The 16,499-nt window shown below is 72.1% G+C and carries 15 protein-coding genes; 10 read left to right on the forward strand and 5 right to left on the reverse strand.

Annotation, left to right across the window (positions count from 1 at the left end):
• The first annotated feature begins 181 nt into the window (after nucleotides 1-181).
• Nucleotides 182-655 (forward strand): hypothetical protein, encoded by a 474-nt coding sequence (locus ABZ714_RS30335; RefSeq protein ID WP_358828568.1) that lies wholly within the window; start codon nucleotides 182-184, stop codon nucleotides 653-655.
• 166 nt (nucleotides 656-821) lie between these two features.
• Here ABZ714_RS30335 and ABZ714_RS30340 read toward each other — a convergent pair whose 3' ends face one another.
• From ABZ714_RS30340 to ABZ714_RS30355, 4 genes are all read right to left on the reverse strand, one after another.
• Nucleotides 822-1,367 (reverse strand): HAD domain-containing protein, encoded by a 546-nt coding sequence (locus ABZ714_RS30340; protein ID WP_358828569.1) that lies wholly within the window; start codon nucleotides 1,365-1,367, stop codon nucleotides 822-824.
• Between the two features lie 35 nt (nucleotides 1,368-1,402).
• Nucleotides 1,403-2,095: a class I SAM-dependent methyltransferase gene (locus tag ABZ714_RS30345; RefSeq protein ID WP_358828570.1), complete on the reverse strand. Its 693-nt coding sequence runs from the start codon at nucleotides 2,093-2,095 to the stop codon at nucleotides 1,403-1,405.
• A 1-nt stretch (nucleotide 2,096) separates the two neighbouring features.
• Nucleotides 2,097-3,008, reverse strand: coding sequence for an aminoglycoside phosphotransferase family protein (locus ABZ714_RS30350; protein ID WP_358828571.1), 912 nt, complete (start codon nucleotides 3,006-3,008; stop codon nucleotides 2,097-2,099).
• Between the two features lie 74 nt (nucleotides 3,009-3,082).
• Nucleotides 3,083-3,832 (reverse strand): hypothetical protein, encoded by a 750-nt coding sequence (locus ABZ714_RS30355; RefSeq protein WP_358828572.1) that lies wholly within the window; start codon nucleotides 3,830-3,832, stop codon nucleotides 3,083-3,085.
• Nucleotides 3,833-4,055: 223 nt separating this feature from the next.
• Here ABZ714_RS30355 and ABZ714_RS30360 point away from each other — a divergent pair, with 223 nt between their 5' ends.
• The 3 genes from ABZ714_RS30360 (at nucleotide 4,056) to ABZ714_RS30370 (ending at nucleotide 7,078) form a co-directional block, all read left to right on the forward strand.
• A complete protein-coding gene (locus tag ABZ714_RS30360) occupies nucleotides 4,056-5,411 on the forward strand; it encodes a tetratricopeptide repeat protein (RefSeq protein ID WP_358828573.1) in 1,356 nt (451 codons plus the stop codon).
• Between the two features lies 1 nt (nucleotide 5,412).
• Nucleotides 5,413-5,943: an NUDIX domain-containing protein gene (locus tag ABZ714_RS30365; protein WP_358828574.1), complete on the forward strand. Its 531-nt coding sequence runs from the start codon at nucleotides 5,413-5,415 to the stop codon at nucleotides 5,941-5,943.
• A gap of 214 nt (nucleotides 5,944-6,157) precedes the next feature.
• Nucleotides 6,158-7,078, forward strand: a complete 921-nt coding sequence (locus ABZ714_RS30370; RefSeq protein WP_358828575.1) for a phosphatidylinositol-specific phospholipase C — start codon at nucleotides 6,158-6,160, stop codon at nucleotides 7,076-7,078.
• An 18-nt stretch (nucleotides 7,079-7,096) separates the two neighbouring features.
• On the opposite strand, the gene ABZ714_RS30375 is transcribed toward ABZ714_RS30370, so the two are convergent.
• Nucleotides 7,097-7,939, reverse strand: a complete 843-nt coding sequence (locus ABZ714_RS30375; RefSeq protein ID WP_358828576.1) for a nuclease-related domain-containing protein — start codon at nucleotides 7,937-7,939, stop codon at nucleotides 7,097-7,099.
• A gap of 228 nt (nucleotides 7,940-8,167) precedes the next feature.
• Here ABZ714_RS30375 and ABZ714_RS30380 point away from each other — a divergent pair, with 228 nt between their 5' ends.
• The 6 genes from ABZ714_RS30380 (at nucleotide 8,168) to ABZ714_RS30405 (ending at nucleotide 16,451) form a co-directional block, all read left to right on the forward strand.
• Nucleotides 8,168-10,486 (forward strand): PBS lyase, encoded by a 2,319-nt coding sequence (locus ABZ714_RS30380; protein ID WP_358828577.1) that lies wholly within the window; start codon nucleotides 8,168-8,170, stop codon nucleotides 10,484-10,486.
• Nucleotides 10,486-10,878 carry a zinc-ribbon domain-containing protein gene (locus ABZ714_RS30385; protein ID WP_358828578.1) on the forward strand — a complete coding sequence of 131 codons (393 nt, stop codon included), beginning with the start codon at nucleotides 10,486-10,488 and terminating at the stop codon, nucleotides 10,876-10,878. The genes ABZ714_RS30380 and ABZ714_RS30385 overlap by 1 nt, the downstream gene beginning before the upstream one ends.
• A 182-nt stretch (nucleotides 10,879-11,060) precedes the next feature.
• Nucleotides 11,061-11,957, forward strand: coding sequence for a hypothetical protein (locus ABZ714_RS30390; RefSeq protein WP_358828579.1), 897 nt, complete (start codon nucleotides 11,061-11,063; stop codon nucleotides 11,955-11,957).
• 248 nt (nucleotides 11,958-12,205) lie between these two features.
• Nucleotides 12,206-13,393, forward strand: a complete 1,188-nt coding sequence (locus tag ABZ714_RS30395; protein ID WP_358828599.1) for a HAMP domain-containing sensor histidine kinase — start codon at nucleotides 12,206-12,208, stop codon at nucleotides 13,391-13,393.
• Nucleotides 13,394-13,506: 113 nt separating this feature from the next.
• A complete protein-coding gene (locus tag ABZ714_RS30400) occupies nucleotides 13,507-14,985 on the forward strand; it encodes an FtsW/RodA/SpoVE family cell cycle protein (protein WP_358828580.1) in 1,479 nt (492 codons plus the stop codon).
• Entirely contained in the window at nucleotides 14,982-16,451 is a 1,470-nt protein-coding gene (locus ABZ714_RS30405) for a penicillin-binding transpeptidase domain-containing protein (RefSeq protein ID WP_358828581.1), read from the forward strand. The genes ABZ714_RS30400 and ABZ714_RS30405 overlap by 4 nt, the downstream gene beginning before the upstream one ends.
• Nucleotides 16,452-16,499 lie beyond the last annotated feature (48 nt).

The following is a 16,499-nucleotide window of genomic DNA, read 5'->3' on the forward strand; positions in this document are numbered from 1 at the left end:
GGAGCCCCCGTCATAGTCGGCGTCACCGAACGAGCCAGCGGCCCCCCACTCGTTCAGTACGCCTGCCCCACCTGCGCGGCCGAACACGGCGCCGGCCCCTCCCCCGACGACGAGATCGCGTAGGCCGTATCCGGGCGAATCTCGTTGTCGCAGGTCTCGTCCGGTGAGGTAGAAGGGCGCCATGGACACCGCTGCGCTTGCACGAATACTGGACGAGACCTTCGATCACGCCGTCGTGCACCACGGATACACGAACTACATGCGTGATTACGAGGTCATCGTCTACGCGACGGCTGATCCCCGTACCGGCACCGCACCGTCCTACCTGCGCTACCTCTTCCGGTACTGCGTCCAGGCCCGGTGCGAGACGTCGGTTCCGGCGGAGACCTGGCAGATTTCCTTGGACGACCGGCTCATCGACCACGAAACCGGCGCCGACCTCGACGGATACGTATGGGGCGTCAAGTGGCACGCCCTGCACCCCGGAGCCCGCCTCCTTCCCGAGTCGGAGGCAACCAGACACTGGTCGAAGGCTCTCGGCATCGAATTCCACGAGGTACGCATCGAAACCAACGCGCACAGCCTGACCTTGCTCTTCTCCGACCTCCAGGTGAGTGAGATCCCCGTCGGGTACGCACCCTTCGTCGCGGACTAGCCCCGCCAACCGCGTCAGAACGCGGACGGGACGACCGGACCTGCGCGGCCTCACATCCAGGACTTCAGTACGTCCACCTCGCAGCCCACGGGCCACCAGCAGCTCGCACTCGCGGTTGAGTTCCCGCCACACGCGTCGTGGCGGGAACATCCGGGCGTATCAGGCGTCAGACGGCGCGGGCTGTGGGTAACTGCGAGACCCATGTCGTGAGTTCGGTCAGGTGCTCGGGCTGCAGCCCGAGATACGGGTCCGGCTGCACGATGAGGGTCGGTGTTCCCCTTGCGGTGCGCTCCGCCGCCCAGGCGTGGTCGAGGCCGGTGAAATCGTCGTCGATCCAGACGGCGGGGGCGTCGCCGAGCCAGACGTCGACGTGGTCGCGCTTCCACAGGTAGCCATTGGGGTGGCTCGTGGTGATCCGTGGACGTGGGAGATCGACGTACGACAGGGGCGGAAGGCCGAGGAGCGGGCCGATGAGGATGGTGGCGTCCTGGCGCCAGCTGGTGCACCAGACCGGGGTGACCAGGCCGGTACGAATGACGTCCATGAGCATGGGGCCGTGGGCAGGGTCGAGCCAGACGGTGACCGGGTTGTCGACTCTCCGGCCGGCGGGGACGACATCGTGGCGGGTGTGCGTGGCCGGGGTCGAGCCGTGCTCGTCGGGAAAGGGTATGAGGACGCCGTCGATGTCGAGAAGCAGGTAGGGCGGGCGCATCGGTTCCTCCAGGGGAAGCCGGGGCGAATGGCTGGTCAGAGCTTGCGGGCGCGGATCAGCAGGGTGGTGGCCCAGTGGTCCATGCGGGGGTCGGGGAACTCCTGGGCCGAGGTGAGCCGGAAGCCCGCCCGGCTGAGGTGCTTCTCCCAGCGGGCTATGTCGAACTCCCAGCGGGCGACGGGGAGCCTGGTGTGGTCGGGAAGGGTGATGAAATCGCGGCGATGCCTGTCGTCGCCGGAAGGGCTTCGGCCGCCGCGCTGCGGGTGCGGGACGGAGAAGGCGAGCACCCGGCTGGTCGTGAGGCGCCGGCCAATGGCCGGGAGCAGGAGCTCGGGGGCTACGAGACCGACGGCGCCGAAGACGGAGTAGATCACGTCGAACTGCTCGTCGGAGGCGTGCAGGTAGTACAGGGCATGGTCGGCGACGAAGGTGAGGTTGTTCAACCGTCCGTAGTGGGAGCGGGCGCGGCGGACCTGGAGGCCGACCAGGTCGACGCCGGTGACACGGGCGCTATGACGGGTGGCGAGGTGGGCGGCGTTGTGGCCGGGGCCGCAGCCGAGTTCCAGGAGCCGCTTGCCGCGCAGGTCGGGGCCGAGGATCTCGGCTCCGGGACCTTGGCCGGGCCTCGTGGTCCACTCCATCCGCGCAGGCACGGACAGGGGCTCGGCAAGTCCGGCGGCGGTGCGTTGGAGGGCGTGGGCGTGCCATGGGGAAGCCTGGGCGAGCACGTCAGATCTCCAAGAGGTGGAGGACGTCTGCGAGGTGGCGGCGGACGGCCTTGATGTAGGCGGGATCGGTGGCCGGATCGTTGATCCAGCGGATGGACTGCTCCAGGAACCACTCGACGGCCCACATGCGGTGCCAGCCCAGGGCCCAGCTCTCGGCGGTGAGCCCGCCGCGCGGGGCGAGGGCGTCGGGAGTGCCACCAGCGGCAACGTACTGCTCCAGGAAGACGCCCAGGCGAGCGGAGTACGGGGGCTCGATGGTGCCGTGCCAGCTGGCGAGGTCGAGCAGGCCGGGGCCGGTGAAGGCGCGGGCGAAGTCCAGCAGCCGCCAACCGCGCTCGCCGATGTGGAGGCTGGTGGGGTGGAACTCGGAGTGCACCCAGCCGAACGGTTCCATCGTCGCTCCGGCCGAGCGGGCCTCGGCGGCCTCGGCGATCTGGTCGAGCGCGTCCTTGACGTCGTCGGCGTCCTGCCATCGGTCGGCCTTGCGCAGCCGTTCGAGGTGTTCCAGCGCTTGGGCGGGCAGCGCGCGCAGCCGCTCCTGGTCGAGTACGGACAAGGGCAGAGCCGTACGGGTGCCGTGCAGGATCACGGCCGCGGCGACGCCGTCGAAGTCGTCGGCCTCGCGGATGGACGGTCCGAGGTCCTCCATGAGCATGCCGAGCCAGCCGTCCAGGACGGCGGAGGCCTGGACCTGGGGGACGGGTACACCGAAGTTGTGGGCCAGGCGGAGGGCCTGGTCCTCGTTGTCGAAGGGCTTCTTGGCGTACTTGAAGATGGCCGTGGCACCGTCGGAGAAGGTGACGCGCTCGACGCCGGACATGGACCACACGCGTACCTCCTCCCGTACGGCGGTGGTCTGGCCGGCCACGGTGAGCAGGTTGCCGAGGAGTTCGGCGCTGGGGTTCGTGGTCACGTGGGGCTCCGGGAGATGGTGGCGTCCGGGGTGGGCGGGAGATGCCGGCCCACCCCGGAGCCTGATCGGGTGGGTTACGCGATGGGGTTCACGCGGTGGGCGTAGACCTGCTCGATGTAGCCCGCCTTGAACGTGGCGAGGTCTTCGCGGAAGGTGGCCATCGAGGCGCCATAGGGCGCGACCACGCCACCGGACTGGTCCGGCACGGACTGGCAGCCGTGCACGAGTCGGCCGCCGAGGGCGGCGTGGGCCTTGATGGACTCGATCCGGCGGTGCTCGTTGAACCAGCCGCCGTGGTAGACCTCGTCGAGCATCCCGCCCGTCTCGTCGTCCAGGTCGAAGACGACGGAGGTGGCGGCGGGGAAGAACCAGCACGGGCCGATGTTGGAGATGTGCCCGTCGAGCTCCACCTTGTTGAGCGCCATGAGCGTGGCCGCCTCGCGGAGGATCCTCAGGTGTTCGGCGGTGATCTGTGGCAGACCGAGGCCGGCCAGGTGCTCGTCGCGGAACAGGTAGGTGTACACCTCGTACGCGTTGACCAGGACGCGGGCCGCGTCGGACGTGGACTCGCCGTGCTGCTTGATGAAGTCGAGCGCGAGCTGCTCGACCGCACTCTCGGTCGTCTCGTCCGCGTTCAGGAGCTGGGACTTGACCAGCTCCCAGTCGGCGACGAGCCAGGTGTTCGACTCGAACCGGAAGAAGTACTCGGCCGGGTCGATCGTGATGCGTCGGCCGTCGACCTGGATTCCGGGCAAGCGGCTCCAGCGTGGGTCGAACGCCTCGGTCAGCTCGACCGTGATGGCCGTGGTGTCGATGGTGGTCACCGTGTCTCCGTCTCTGATCGGCCGGGTTCGGGCGCAGGAATGCCCGAGCTCGGTTTGGGCGTACGGAACTTCGGGATGCCGCCCGGACCAAGGGGGAGCCTGGATCACGGTCGTGCCGTTCCGGGCGGCTGCTGTTAAGTGAACCGGTGGTCACGCTCAGTGGGTACGGTGGAAGGCAGTGGAAGCGGTATACGCGGTTTACAGCTCCGCAGTGGAGGCGATCGTGGCGGTTCGGAGAGACCCCAACTCCCGTCTGCGCGACGTCATCGACGCGGCTGGCTGCACCTACGAGGCCCTCGCCCGAGACGTGCGGCGCATCGCTGCCGAGAACGGCGAGATCCTTCAGACCAACAAGTCGGCCGTCTCGCACTGGGTGAACGGCACTCGTGCTCCGTCGGGTCGGGTAGGTCAGTACCTGGCCGAGGCGCTGTCCCGTCGGGCGGGTCGTACAGTCACCCAGACCGAGATCGGCCTCCGGACCGGTGATGCCGAAGAGCCGGCAGAACCCGACCCCGTCCTCGCCGCCACCAATCTGGGCCGGGCCGACGTCGAGCACCGCCGCTTTCTCGCCATCGCGGCCTTCACCACCGCCGGTGTCGCCATGCCGCTCGGCTACGACCATGAAGCCACAACCCGCATACTCCGCGCCCGCACCGGCGGGTCCTTGGTCGGAGCGGAGGACGTGGACGTCGTACGGCAGATCACCGCCGCCTTCAGCGCAGCCGACGAGCGCCTCGGCGGTGGACACGGCCTGACAACTGTCACCGCATACCTCGCCGACACAGCCGCCCCCATGCTGCGTGGACGCTTCCCCAGCGGAGGCTTACGTAGGGCCGCCTTCAGCGCCGTCGCCGAACTCGCCTACCTCGCAGGATGGAAGCACCATGACCTGGGCCACGAAGGCGCCGCCCAGCGCTACTACCAGGTCGGCTACCAGCTCGCCTGCGAAGCCGACCCCCACGGCCACGCCGCCTGGATGATGCGCGCCCTCGCCCACCAGGCCCTGAGCCTCAAACAGCCCCACCACTGCGTCGACCTCGTCGAGGGCGCCCTGCGCGCAGGTCTCGGCCACGTCGACGGCCAGACCGAGGCGCTCCTCCACATCACCCACGCCCGCGCCTACGCCGCCACCGACGAGAACCCGTCGGCCGCACGCGCCCTCCTCGCAGCCGAGGACGCCCTTCTCCGCGACAACGGCCCCCAGCCCAGCTACTCCCGCGTGAGCGGCCCCGCCGCCGGCACAGTGGCCAGCCACACCGCCCGTACCCTGACCGACCTCGCCGACCACATCGGCACCGAGCAGCAGCACCGAGATGCCCTCACCCGCTGGGACCCCGTGAAGTACAAGCGCGTCCATGCCCTCACCCACGCCGACCTCGGCGACAGCCTCGCCGCCCAGGCCCGCGCCGACGAAGCCGTCGCCGCCTGGAGCCAGGCCCTGGTCCTGATGGAGGGCATGACCTCAGACCGGACCCGGAAGGCGATCACTTCGATCCGCTCCACTCTCGCGGTCTACCAGCGGCGCAAAGTACCCGGCGCCGCCGATCTCGCCCGCCGCGCCCGCGAAGCCCTCGCCTAACATGCCCAACGACCCGCCCGACGAGAGGAACATCGTGGCCCAGCAGACCGACGAACAGCCGAAGGCTCTCAAGCCGGCGCTCGAATCGATGACTCTGCTGGTCGCCGCCGTCATCGTCCACGACAAGGCGGCCAACCGTGTCGTTCTCCTCCAGCGCGGCGAGAACGCGAAGTTCGCCCAGGGAATGTGGGACCTCCCCGTCGGCAAGAGCGAACCGGGCGAGCCCATCACCGAAACCGCGGTCCGCGAGCTCTACGAGGAGACCGGCATCAAGGTGAAGCCCGAGTCCCTCAAGGTCGCCCACATCATCCACGGCGCCTGGGGCGTCGAAGCCCCCAACGGCTTCCTCACCGTCGTCTTCGCCGCACACGAATGGACCGGCGAAACCGAGAACCGCGAACCACGAAAGCACTCCCAGGTCCGCTGGATCGACGCCGACGCTGTCCCCGAGAACTTCGTGGACACCACCGCCAGCGCCCTGCATCAGTACTTGGGCGGCAACTCTCAGGTATCACTCGACGGGTGGAACTAGGGCCAGCGGGAGGCAACCTCCGGGGGCGGTGCCCCCTCTCTTCCACCGAACGGATCATCGGGGGGAACGGCCGTACTGGTGTGACCGGATGGCCGTATCACCCCTGCCGGAAAACGGGGCGGAGCAGGGGCGCGTGAGAGTTGGCGCGGCCGGGTTCGGCCCTTTTTTCGGCCGTGTGATGAACGACCACACCGGAACGAACTGGAGTGCGTGGATGAGCCCTACCCGTCGTAACGTTCTGAAGTGGGGCGCCGGCGCCGGCGGCCTCGCCACCGCATCGGTGCTCGGTGCCTCGGCTCCGGCCAGTGCCGCGAGTTGGGCCTACCGGTCCTGGATGGGCTCGCTCTCCAGCAGTCTGCCGATCACCGGTCTGACGATCCCCGGTACCCACAACACCTGCTCCGTCACCGGGGGCTCCGTACCCAAGTGCCAGGACTGGGATCTGCCGACGCAGCTCGGCAACGGCATCAGATTTCTCGATATCCGGCTGAACGGCCTGGCGGGGACCCAGCACGAAATGGGGCTCTACCACGGCCCTGTTTATATGTACAAGCGCTACCAGGACGTGCTCCGCGACTGCCAGAACTTCCTCCGCGACAATCCGCGTGAGGTCGTCGTGATGCGGGTCAAGAACGAATACAGCGGCGGAAACAAGCTGAACGCGAATGAGTTCATGCGCCGCTTCAACTGGCATATGGACGACCCGTCCATGAACTTCCGCTCGATCTTCCGGACCGATCCGTCGTGGCCGACCCTGGGGCAGGCCCGGGGGAAGGTCGTCCTGCTCACCAACTTCGACCACCCCTGGGCGACCCTCCGTTGGGGCGGTGACCACTGCGACATCCAGGATCAGTACAACGTCTCGGACGACGCGAAGCGGCGGGCGATCGCCGATCAGTTCGACCGTGCGTTCCTCAACCCGAACTCGTCCAAGATGTTCATCAACTTCACCAGCACCGCGAAGGGGCCCATCCCGAACCCCTCCATCGGCGCTCAGAAGATCTTCCCGAGCGTCTACTCGTATCTGGACCCCCGGCGGCACCAGCGGGCCCGCTTCGGCATCGTGCCGATGGACTTCCCCAACTACCGCACCGACATCCTGGATCTGCTGATCAACAAGAACTTCGTCCAGTGAGCTGAGTCGCGGGACGCGTCACGCCCGGTGCCACGTCTGACGCGCGCGGGCCGTGGCGAAGAGGGATTCGACGTCGGCGGGCTTGTGGACGCCGCCGAGCGCGCCCAGCGCCGGGACGTCCGCGTCCCGGAGTATCCGTACGTCCCTCGGCCTGGGCGGGATGACCTCCAGGCGCGCCGCGTCGACCACGACCAGGACCGCGCGGACCGCCGTCGCCAGGGCGTGGGCGGCGCGTTCGGCCTGGCGGCGGGCGAGGCGGAGCGGCGGAACGTCTTCGTCGAGCCGGAATCTCGTACGCAGTTCGCCGTTCGCGACGACGACCCGTAATCGGCGGGCGGGCACCGTATGGACGGCGAGGACGCCGCCCGGTCCGACGGCGAGATGGCCGATCCGGTCGCCGCCGGGCAGCGGCAGGGAGTGCAGGATCCGCCAGCCCTCCCCGCCGAGCCGGTCGAGGGACGCGCCGACGCGCTCTTCTGCGGCGAGCCGGGCCCGGGCGGCCCGGTGCGGGTCGCGGCCGAGCCGGCCGGGCGGCGGAAGGTGGTCGAGGGCCGCGTGGAGGGCCTCGCCGGGCCGGTTGGGCGCGAGGTCGTCGTCGGGGTGGAGGGCGAGCCGGGTCAGTTCGGCGGGAGTGGGTACGGGCGGGGGCCCGACCGTGACGTCCCCGGTGACGTACGGCGCCAGTACGGCGAGCACTTCGGCGCGGAGTGACGTATGGACCAGGCGGATCCGGCCAGCCTCGGCGGCGCCCCGGGCGCCCTCGCCGCCGCCCTCGCGGTCGTACCAGGCGACGATCCGGCCGTCGCGGGCGCGGACGTACAGCCGGTCGCCTGCCGGTGTGACGCGCAGTGACACCGTCATGACCTCACCTTCGGCCGCCGCCACCGGGCGTGGCGTTCCCGACCATGGGACCAGTCCCCGGCCCTCCTGGGCAATAACCTCGCCATGTCCGGCCGTAACCGACTCGGCGTCGGGTAGGTGGTGCACACTCTCACCGAACGAATGGTTCGAACGGGGTGGTGGATCCACCCCTTGTGGGCGTATGCCTGTGGTGCTTCGTGAAGACGGAGCCTCGGGGAGGAGGCGGGCGTGTTCGGGGGGATCGACGAGGTCGAGTGGACCGGTCTGGAGCATGCCTACGGTCCGGCCGGTGACGTGCCCGGTCTGCTGCGGGGGCTGGCGTCGGCCGATCCCGAGGTACGGGAGTCGGCGCTGGACGGCATGTACGGCGCGGTGCACCACCAGGGCGATGTGTACGACTCGACGCTGGCCTGCATACCGTTTCTGCTGGAGCTGGTGGCGGATCCGGAGGTGCCGGACCGGGGCGGTGTCGTCGAGCTGCTGACCAGCATCGGCGGGATCGAGCTGGACGGCGACGACGAGCTGGACCCGGAAGGCGATGAGTTCGAGTCGGCGGCCAACTACGCGATGGCCGCGTCGGCGGTGACGGCCGGTTCCGACGTCTTCCTGTCGCTGGTGGACTCCGAGGACCGGGGGGTACGGCTGGCGGTGCCGCTGGCGCTGGCCGCGTTCCATCAGGAACCGGCGCTGGTGCTGGCGCTGCTGCGGGAGCGGCTGAAGGTGGAGCAGGACCCGGAGGTCCGGTTCGCCTGTGTGGAGGCCGGCGGGCGGATCGCCCTGCGGCACGACCGGCTGGCGGGGGAGGTCGTGGAGTGGCTGACGGCCCTGACGCACGGCCCGCACGACGGCAAGCCGTCGGTGTACGACCCCGACGCGTACCGGCTCGGCCCTCCGAACCGCGCGGCCCAGGGGCCGGGACCGGACGGTACGGGCGGGGCCGGGGGCGGCCGGGGCCCGGCGTCGAACGGGGTACGCGGCACGGTCCTGGGCCCTCCGGGCGGCGGGCGGATCCCGGGGCGTTCGTACGATCCGGGGCTCAGGCTCTCCGCGATCGCCCAGCTCGCCCGGTGCGCGCCGGACACCCTGCCCGCAGATGTGGTGCCCGGGGTGACGGGGCTGCTGCGGGAGCTGCGGGCGGGCCGGGTGACGGGTCCGACGGGGCGGGCGATGCCGCCGCAGGCCCCGGCGACCCCGGCCCAGCAGTCGGCGGCCGGGCGATTGCGCGAGTACCGGGAGACCAGCCGGGTCGGCCGGGTCGCGCCGTATACGGGCGACCTGCTGCGGACCCTCCACGCGGGGCTCGGCGACCGGGTCGACGACCGGATAGCGCTGCTGGCGGACCAGTTGTGCAGCCCCGACTGGGGGCAGCGGATCGACGCGGTCCGGATGAGCGGCGGGCTGATGCGGACCTGGCGCGGGGACTACGACGAGCTGGTGAGCCTGATCGGCGACCAGCTCGACGACGAGGAGCCCCGGCTGGCGGACGCTGCGGTGGCGGCGCTGGAGGATCTGCACCGGCTGGCGGAGCCCGCCGCCGACGCCCTCGCCGACTATGTGCGGTGCGGCCCCGACCGCTGGGTGCGGCGGTGGGCGGAGGGTCCCGACGCGCTGAGCCGGGCCCTGGTGACGCTGGCCAGGACCGGGGACCCCCGGGCGGTGCCGGTCCTGCTGCGGCTGCTGGAGCGGGAGCACGCGCCCCGGGACCTGGGTTACGCGGTGGGGCATCTGGGCGCGGCGGCGGCGCCGCTCGTACCGGTGCTGCGCGAGCGGCTGGGCGCCGTACCGCTGGACGACCGGCTGTACGACCACGCCGGGTCGCTGCTGTGGGCGCTGAAGGCGCTGCGGGCGACGGAGGCCATGCCGGAGGTGCTGCGGGTGCTGCGGGGCGCGCCCGCCTACCGGCGGGAGTGGGTGGTCGAGCTGGTGCTGCGGGCGCTGACCGCGTTCGGGCCGAAGGCGGCGGACGCGGCGCCGGATCTGCGGGCCCTGCTGGCGGACGCGGCCCGGGGGGACGCGCTGCCGGTGGCGTTCGGGGCGAAGGTGGCGGCGACGCTGTGGGCCGTGGAGGGCGACGCGGACGCGGTGCTTCCGGTGCTGCGGGGGGCGCTGATGTCGCGGGACCAGGGTGCCCGGCGGGTGGCGGCGGAGGCGGTGGGCACGATGGGCCGGGCCGCCTCGGGCGCGGCGCCCGCTCTCGTACCGCTGCTGTCGGCGGCGGATCCGTGGACCCGGGTGGACGCCGCGCACGCGCTGTGGGCGGTGACCGGGGACGCGGACAGGTCGTGGCCGGTCCTGCGGACGGCGTGGGAGTCGCTTCCGGCGACCCGGATCGCGACGGCCGAGCTGCTGTCGCGGACGGCGTCCGAGCCGGGGGCCGGGGAACCGGGCCGGTCGTGGCCGGGGGGCGCGGCGGCGCTGCTGCGGTCGGAGCTGTCGTACGTCCGCCGCCACAACGCGATAGACGGAGGATATGGCAGTCATGACATCGTGAGGGACGAGAGGCTGCTGGCCCTGTGCCGACAGGCGCTTAACGGGAGGAACCTTTAATGATCATCTTTGGTACCAAGGGGTATCTGTACCAGCTCGCGATAGTGACGCTGGTGTGCGGCCAGTGCGGCAATCCGGCGGCGCACACCCTGCGCAAGCGGGTCTCGAAGTTCACGCTCTTCTTCGTGCCGCTGTTCCCGTTCTCGACGAAGTACGGCACGCAGTGCACTTTCTGCGGGGCCGAGTCGCAGCTGAACCAGCAGCAGGCGGAAGCGTTGCAGGCGCAGGCGGCGACGGGCGGGGCGGTGCCGGGTGGCGCGCCGGGCGGTGCCCCGGGGTACGGCGGGCCGCAGCAGGCGAACCCGTTCGCGTCGGGCAACCCCTTCCAGCAGGGCGGCGACCCGGGCCGGCCGGGCGGCCCCGGCCAGTCGGGCAACCCGTACCAGCGCTGACGCCACCGCGGCAGGCCGGGACTCGCAGAAGCCGGGGCCGGTGGTCCTGGGTGCGGGTGTGGTGTCCGTCCGGCGGGCGGACGGGGCCGGGGGGTCGGTCGGACATCTCATATGGTTGACGGGGGTCTCGTAGCCCCGACCGCCCGCCCGTTCCGTACCGCCCGCACCCGGCGAGGAGATCCTTGCGTCCGCACCGTCACCGGATCCGCCGGATTCGCCGTTCGCCCGCCCTCCTGGCCCCGCTCGCCGCGGTGGCCGCCGGGGCGGCCGTGCTGCTGCTGGCCGGCTGCGGTACGGCCGGTGAGCTGCGGAGCCACGGGCCGACGCCGACCGCGACCGGTCCCATCCGGCTCTGGCCAGATCTGCCGCCGGTGACCGCGCCGCCGTACGACTACGGGGAGATCGACACCCTGGTCATTCCGGGGGTCCGGGTGCCGAAGGGCGGAGTGAGGGCGCTCGACCCGATCGAGGTGATCCGGGCCGAGGCGAAGGCGAACCCGTCCGCGTACACCGGTCCGGACGGCGAGCCGCTGCCGCTGATCCTGACCCGGCTGGACGCCTGCAAGCGCGGCGAGGACGCCCTGCGGGACGGGGCCGACGGCGCGGCGCCGAAGCCGGGCGCCTGCCCGGTGCTGGCGCCGTACTACATCGATCTGACCGGTGACGGCCGCGAGGAGCTGATCACCGGGGTCCGGGTCGGCAGCCAGCTGACCGAGGTCCGGGTCTATATGTCCGGCGCCAAGAAGGACGTCTCCGTACTGACCCGGATCATGTCGACCTCCGACCAGCTCGTGAGCGTCGACGTGGCGGGCCGGGACATCATCCTGCGGTCGGTCTCGGCGGGGATCCCGGGGTACGAGTACCGCACGGCCTGGTCGTGGGACGCGCAGCACCAGGCGATGCTGCCGACCCGGGACGAGATCGTCGAGGTCAAGTCGGCCGGCTCGAAGCCGTCCCCCGGCGCGTCGATCACCGCTTCGGCGTCGGCCGCGGGCTCCGGCGGCGGTACGGGGACGGGTACGGGGCCGGGCTCGGGCGACGGCACCGGGGACGGCGGCGCGGAGGACCCCCGGCCATGAACCATCCCCCGAAGCACCCGCATCCGCACCCGCACCGGGGCACGGACCCGGCCACCGGCCTCGGCTCCGACCCCACCTCCGGCCTCGGCTCCGGCTCGCCTCGTGGCGACCGGCCCGTACCGCTCCCCCGGCGACCCCTGCGGCCCGGCTCCCCCGGGTTCCGGCCGCGCGCCCGGCTGCGGCTCCGGCCGCGCCGCCCCCGCTGGACCGCGACCCTCACCTGGAAGGCCGCGCTCTTCATCACCGTCATGTGCTGCGGCCTGGCCACCCTGCTCGGTGTGCTGGTCCATGTCGGGGTGACCCGGCAGACCGTGGACACCTCACGGCAGAAGGCACTGGACCGGCTGGAGGAGGTCACGGCCGCCTACCAGGCCGGGCAGCCGCTGCCGAAGTTCGGCGGGATCGACTCGCCGGGCCTCCCGGCCGAGCTGCGGGAGCTGGCGCTGAAGGGCGAGCGGGGCACGATGGTCGCCCGGTTCCGGGAGCGCCCCACGATGTGGGCGGCGGGCCCGGCCGACGGCCGGACCATCGCCGTCCGGGTCGACTACACCCACGCCGCGCGGACCATCTCCACCCTGGACCGGGCGATCCTCGGCTCGGCGGGTCTGGCGATCGGTACGACACTGCTGGTGGGCGCCGTCGCGGTGACCCGGGTGACCCGGCGGCTGCATCTGACGGCGCAGGTCGCCCGGCGGATCAGCGCCGGAGATCTGGACGCCCGGGTGGACGACCCCAGGACCAAGGACCCGTCCCGTCCGCAGGACGAGGTGGCGACGGTCTCCGGGGCGCTGGACACCATGGCCTCGTCGCTCCAGCACAAGCTGCTGAGCGAGCAGCGGTTCACCGCCGATGTGGCGCACGAGCTGCGGACCCCGCTGACCGGTCTGACGGCGGCGGCCGAACTGCTGCCGGACGGCCGTCCGGCGGAGCTTGTCCGCGACCGGGTCCGGGCGATGCGGTCGCTCACCGAGGACCTGCTGGAGATCTCCCGGCTGGACGCGGGCCGCGAGACGGTCGACCTGGCCCTGTACGAGATGGGGGTACTGGCCGAGCGGGTGGCCCGCGCGTCGGGCACCGCGACGGAGGTCCGGGTCGTCCGGGACGCGCTGGTGGAGACGGACCGGCGGCGGCTGGAACGGGTCCTGGGCAATCTGGTGGCCAACGCGCACGGACACGGCGCCGAACCGGTGGTGCTGTCGGTCGACGGGCCGGTGGTCACGGTCCAGGACGGCGGTCCCGGCTATCCGGCGTATCTGCTCGACCACGGGCCCGAACGGTTCCGGACCGAGGGCGGCGCGAAGGGCCACGGTCTCGGGCTGACGATCGCCGTGGGCCAGGCGTCGGTCCTGGGCGCGGCGCTGACGTTCCACAACCCGCCGGAGGGCGGCGCGCTGGCCCGGCTGGAGCTGCCGCGCGGCACCGGCGCCCTCGACTGAGAGCCGTAGAGCCGTAGAGCCGCCGTACGGGACCCGTCGGACTCGTACCCCCGGACGCGCACACCCCTCATACATAACGGACATAAACCTCGGCTCTTGCTACGTTTCCCCGCATGACCGCAAGCGCAGACCCCGGCCCCGGCGCGCACACCGCGACAGGCCGGGGAACGGGGCGGGAAACGGGCCCGGTACCGGAGGATCCCCCGGCACCCCCCGGGCGGCGCGGCGCCGAACTCTGTCTGCTGGTCGGCGCGGTGGGGATCCCCGTCTTCGGCTATGCCGCCGTCGGTCTCGGACGCGGCGGTTCCGTACCGCCCGACGTCCTCGGCTACGCCGCCGGGCTCGGCGCCCTCGCCCTGGTCGCCCATCTCGCGGTCCGGCTGCGCGCCCCCCGCGCCGATCCCCTTCTGCTGCCGATCGCCGTCCTGCTCAACGGCCTCGGGCTGGTCCTCATCTACCGGCTCGACCTCGACACCCCCGGCGAGGTCGCCGCCCCCGCGCAACTCGTCTGGTCGGCCCTCGGCGTCGGGCTCTTCACGGTCGTCGTGGCGCTGCTGCCGGACCACCGGATCCTGGCCCGGTACGCCTATGTCTCCGTCGTCACGGCCCTCGCCCTGATGGTGCTGCCGATCCTCTTCCCGCCGGTGAACGGGGCCCGGATCTGGATCAGGCTCGGCGCCCTGTCCTTCCAGCCCGGCGAGTTCGCCAAGATCCTGCTGGCGGTCTTCTTCGCCGCCTATCTCGCCGCCAACCACCGCACCCTGTCCGCGCGCGGGCGCGGGCTGCGCCGCTTCCGGCTGCCGCCCGCCCGGGTCCTGAGCCCGGTCGTCACGGTCTGGCTGCTCAGCGTCGGCGTCCTGGTCCTGGAGCGGGACCTCGGTACGTCCCTGCTCTTCTTCGGCCTCTTCGTGCTGATGCTGTACGTGGCCACGGGCCGGACCGGCTGGATCCTGGCCGGGCTGGCGCTGGCCTCGGCGGGGGCGTACGCGGTCGGCACTCTCGAACCCCATGTCCACGGCCGGGTCGACGACTGGCTCCGCCCCTTCGCCTCGATCGACGCGGGCCTGGGGCCCGACCAGATCGCCCAGTCCCTGTTCGCGTTCGGCGCGGGCGGGCTGCTCGGTACCGGACTCGGCCTCGGCCACTCCGTCCTCATCGGCTTCGCCGCCAAGTCGGACTTCATCCTCGCCACGGCGGGCGAGGAGCTGGGGCTCGCCGGGCTGGTGGCGCTGATCCTGCTCTACGCCCTGCTGGTGGCCCGCGGCTACCGGGCGGGCCTCGGGCTCCGCGACGACTTCGGGCGACTGCTCGCGGTCGGGCTCGCCTCGATCGTGGCGCTCCAGGTCTTCGTGATCACCGGCGGGGTGACCGGGCTGATCCCGCTGACGGGCATGGCGATGCCGTTCCTCGCGCAGGGCGGCTCGTCCGTGGTCGCCAACTGGATCATCGTGGCGCTGCTGATCCGGCTCAGCGACGCGGCCCGCGACCCCCTCCCGGACGGCCCCGATCCGGCGGCGGCCCGCTCCCCGCTGCCCACCGGCGAACCCGGCGGGGCGGCGGGCGGGGCGGCGGGCCGGGGGACGGGCCGGTGATCCGCCCGATCCGGCGGGCGGCCGGTCTCTGTCTGCTGCTGCTGGCGGCGCTGCTGGTCAACGCGGCCCGGGTCCAGGTCGTCGACTCCCCCGAACTGGACCGGAATCCGGCCAACCGGCGCGGCCCGATCGCCCGGTACGCCGAGCCGCGCGGCGACATCCTCGCCGGGGACCGGGTGATCACCGGATCCCGCGACACCCGGGAACAGCTCCGCTTCGAACGGGTCTACCCGCAGGGGCCGATGTACGCGCCGGTGACCGGCTACGCCTCGCAGACGTACGGCACGTCCCTGGTCGAGCACACCGAGGACGCGGCGCTCTCCGGCGCCGACCCGCTGCTCTCGGCGATCCCCCTCTGGAACGACCTGACCCGGTCGCGGCGGCCCGGCGGCAAGGTCTTCACCACCATCGAACCGGCCGCCCAGGAGGCGGCGTTCCGGGGGCTCGCGGGCCGCCGGGGCGCCGTCGCGGCGCTCGAACCTTCGACCGGCCGGATCCTGGCCCTGGTCAGCAGCCCCTCCTACGACCCCGGGGAGCTGTCGGGCACCGGCCCGGCGACCCGGGCGGCCTGGCGGCGGCTCACCTCGGCGGCCACCCAGCCGATGCTCAACCGGGCGATCCGCCAGACCTATCCCCCCGGCTCCGCCTTCAAGATCGTCACAGCGGCGGCGGCCCTGGACGCGGGCCTGGTCCGGAACGTGGACGCGCCGACGGACACCCCGGAGCCGTACGTCCTGCCGGGCACCAGGACCCGGCTCCCGGACGCGACCGAGGGCTGCGGCGGCGCGTCCCTCGCCTACGCCGTCCAGTGGTCGTGCAACTCGGTGATGGCGGCGCTGGGCGCGCGGACCGGACTCCCGGCGATACTGCGGACGGCGGAGAGCTTCGGCTTCAACGACCGGTCGCTGCGGATCCCGGCCCGGGTCGCGCCGTCGAACTTCGACACCCGGATGTCCGTCGACCAGGTCGCGCTCTCCTCCATCGGCCAGTTCAACACCACCGCGACCCCGCTCCAGATGGCGATGGTCGCCGCGGCCGTGGCCAACGGCGGCCAGCTCCGGCGGCCCTATCTGGTGGACCGGGTCACCACCGCCGGAGGCCGTACCGTACGCCAGTACCACCAGCGCCACTACCGCCAGGCCATGAACCCCTCCACCGCGCACCGGCTCCAGCGGCTGATGATCCGGGTGGTCGAGGACGGCACCGGCCGGAACGCGGCGATCCGGGGCGCCCGGGTCGGCGGCAAGACGGGCACCGCCCAGCACGGCCCCGACAACACCGGCATCCCCTACGCCTGGTTCATCGCCTGGGCCCAGGGCGACGAAGCGGTCCAGCCCGGGGTCGCGATCGCCGTCGTGGTCGAGGACGCGGAGGCGATCCGGGGCCGGGTCAGCGGCAACGGCAGCGCGGCACCGATCGCCCGCGCGGTGATGAGCGCCGTACTGGAAACACCGCCGACCCGCTGACCTCGGCCTCCGTCCCCGGCCCCGCCGGAGCGGCGTCCTCCATGTGGA

This window comes from Streptomyces sp. NPDC006798 (assembly GCF_040635975.1).
Taxonomy (GTDB): domain Bacteria; phylum Actinomycetota; class Actinomycetes; order Streptomycetales; family Streptomycetaceae; genus Streptomyces.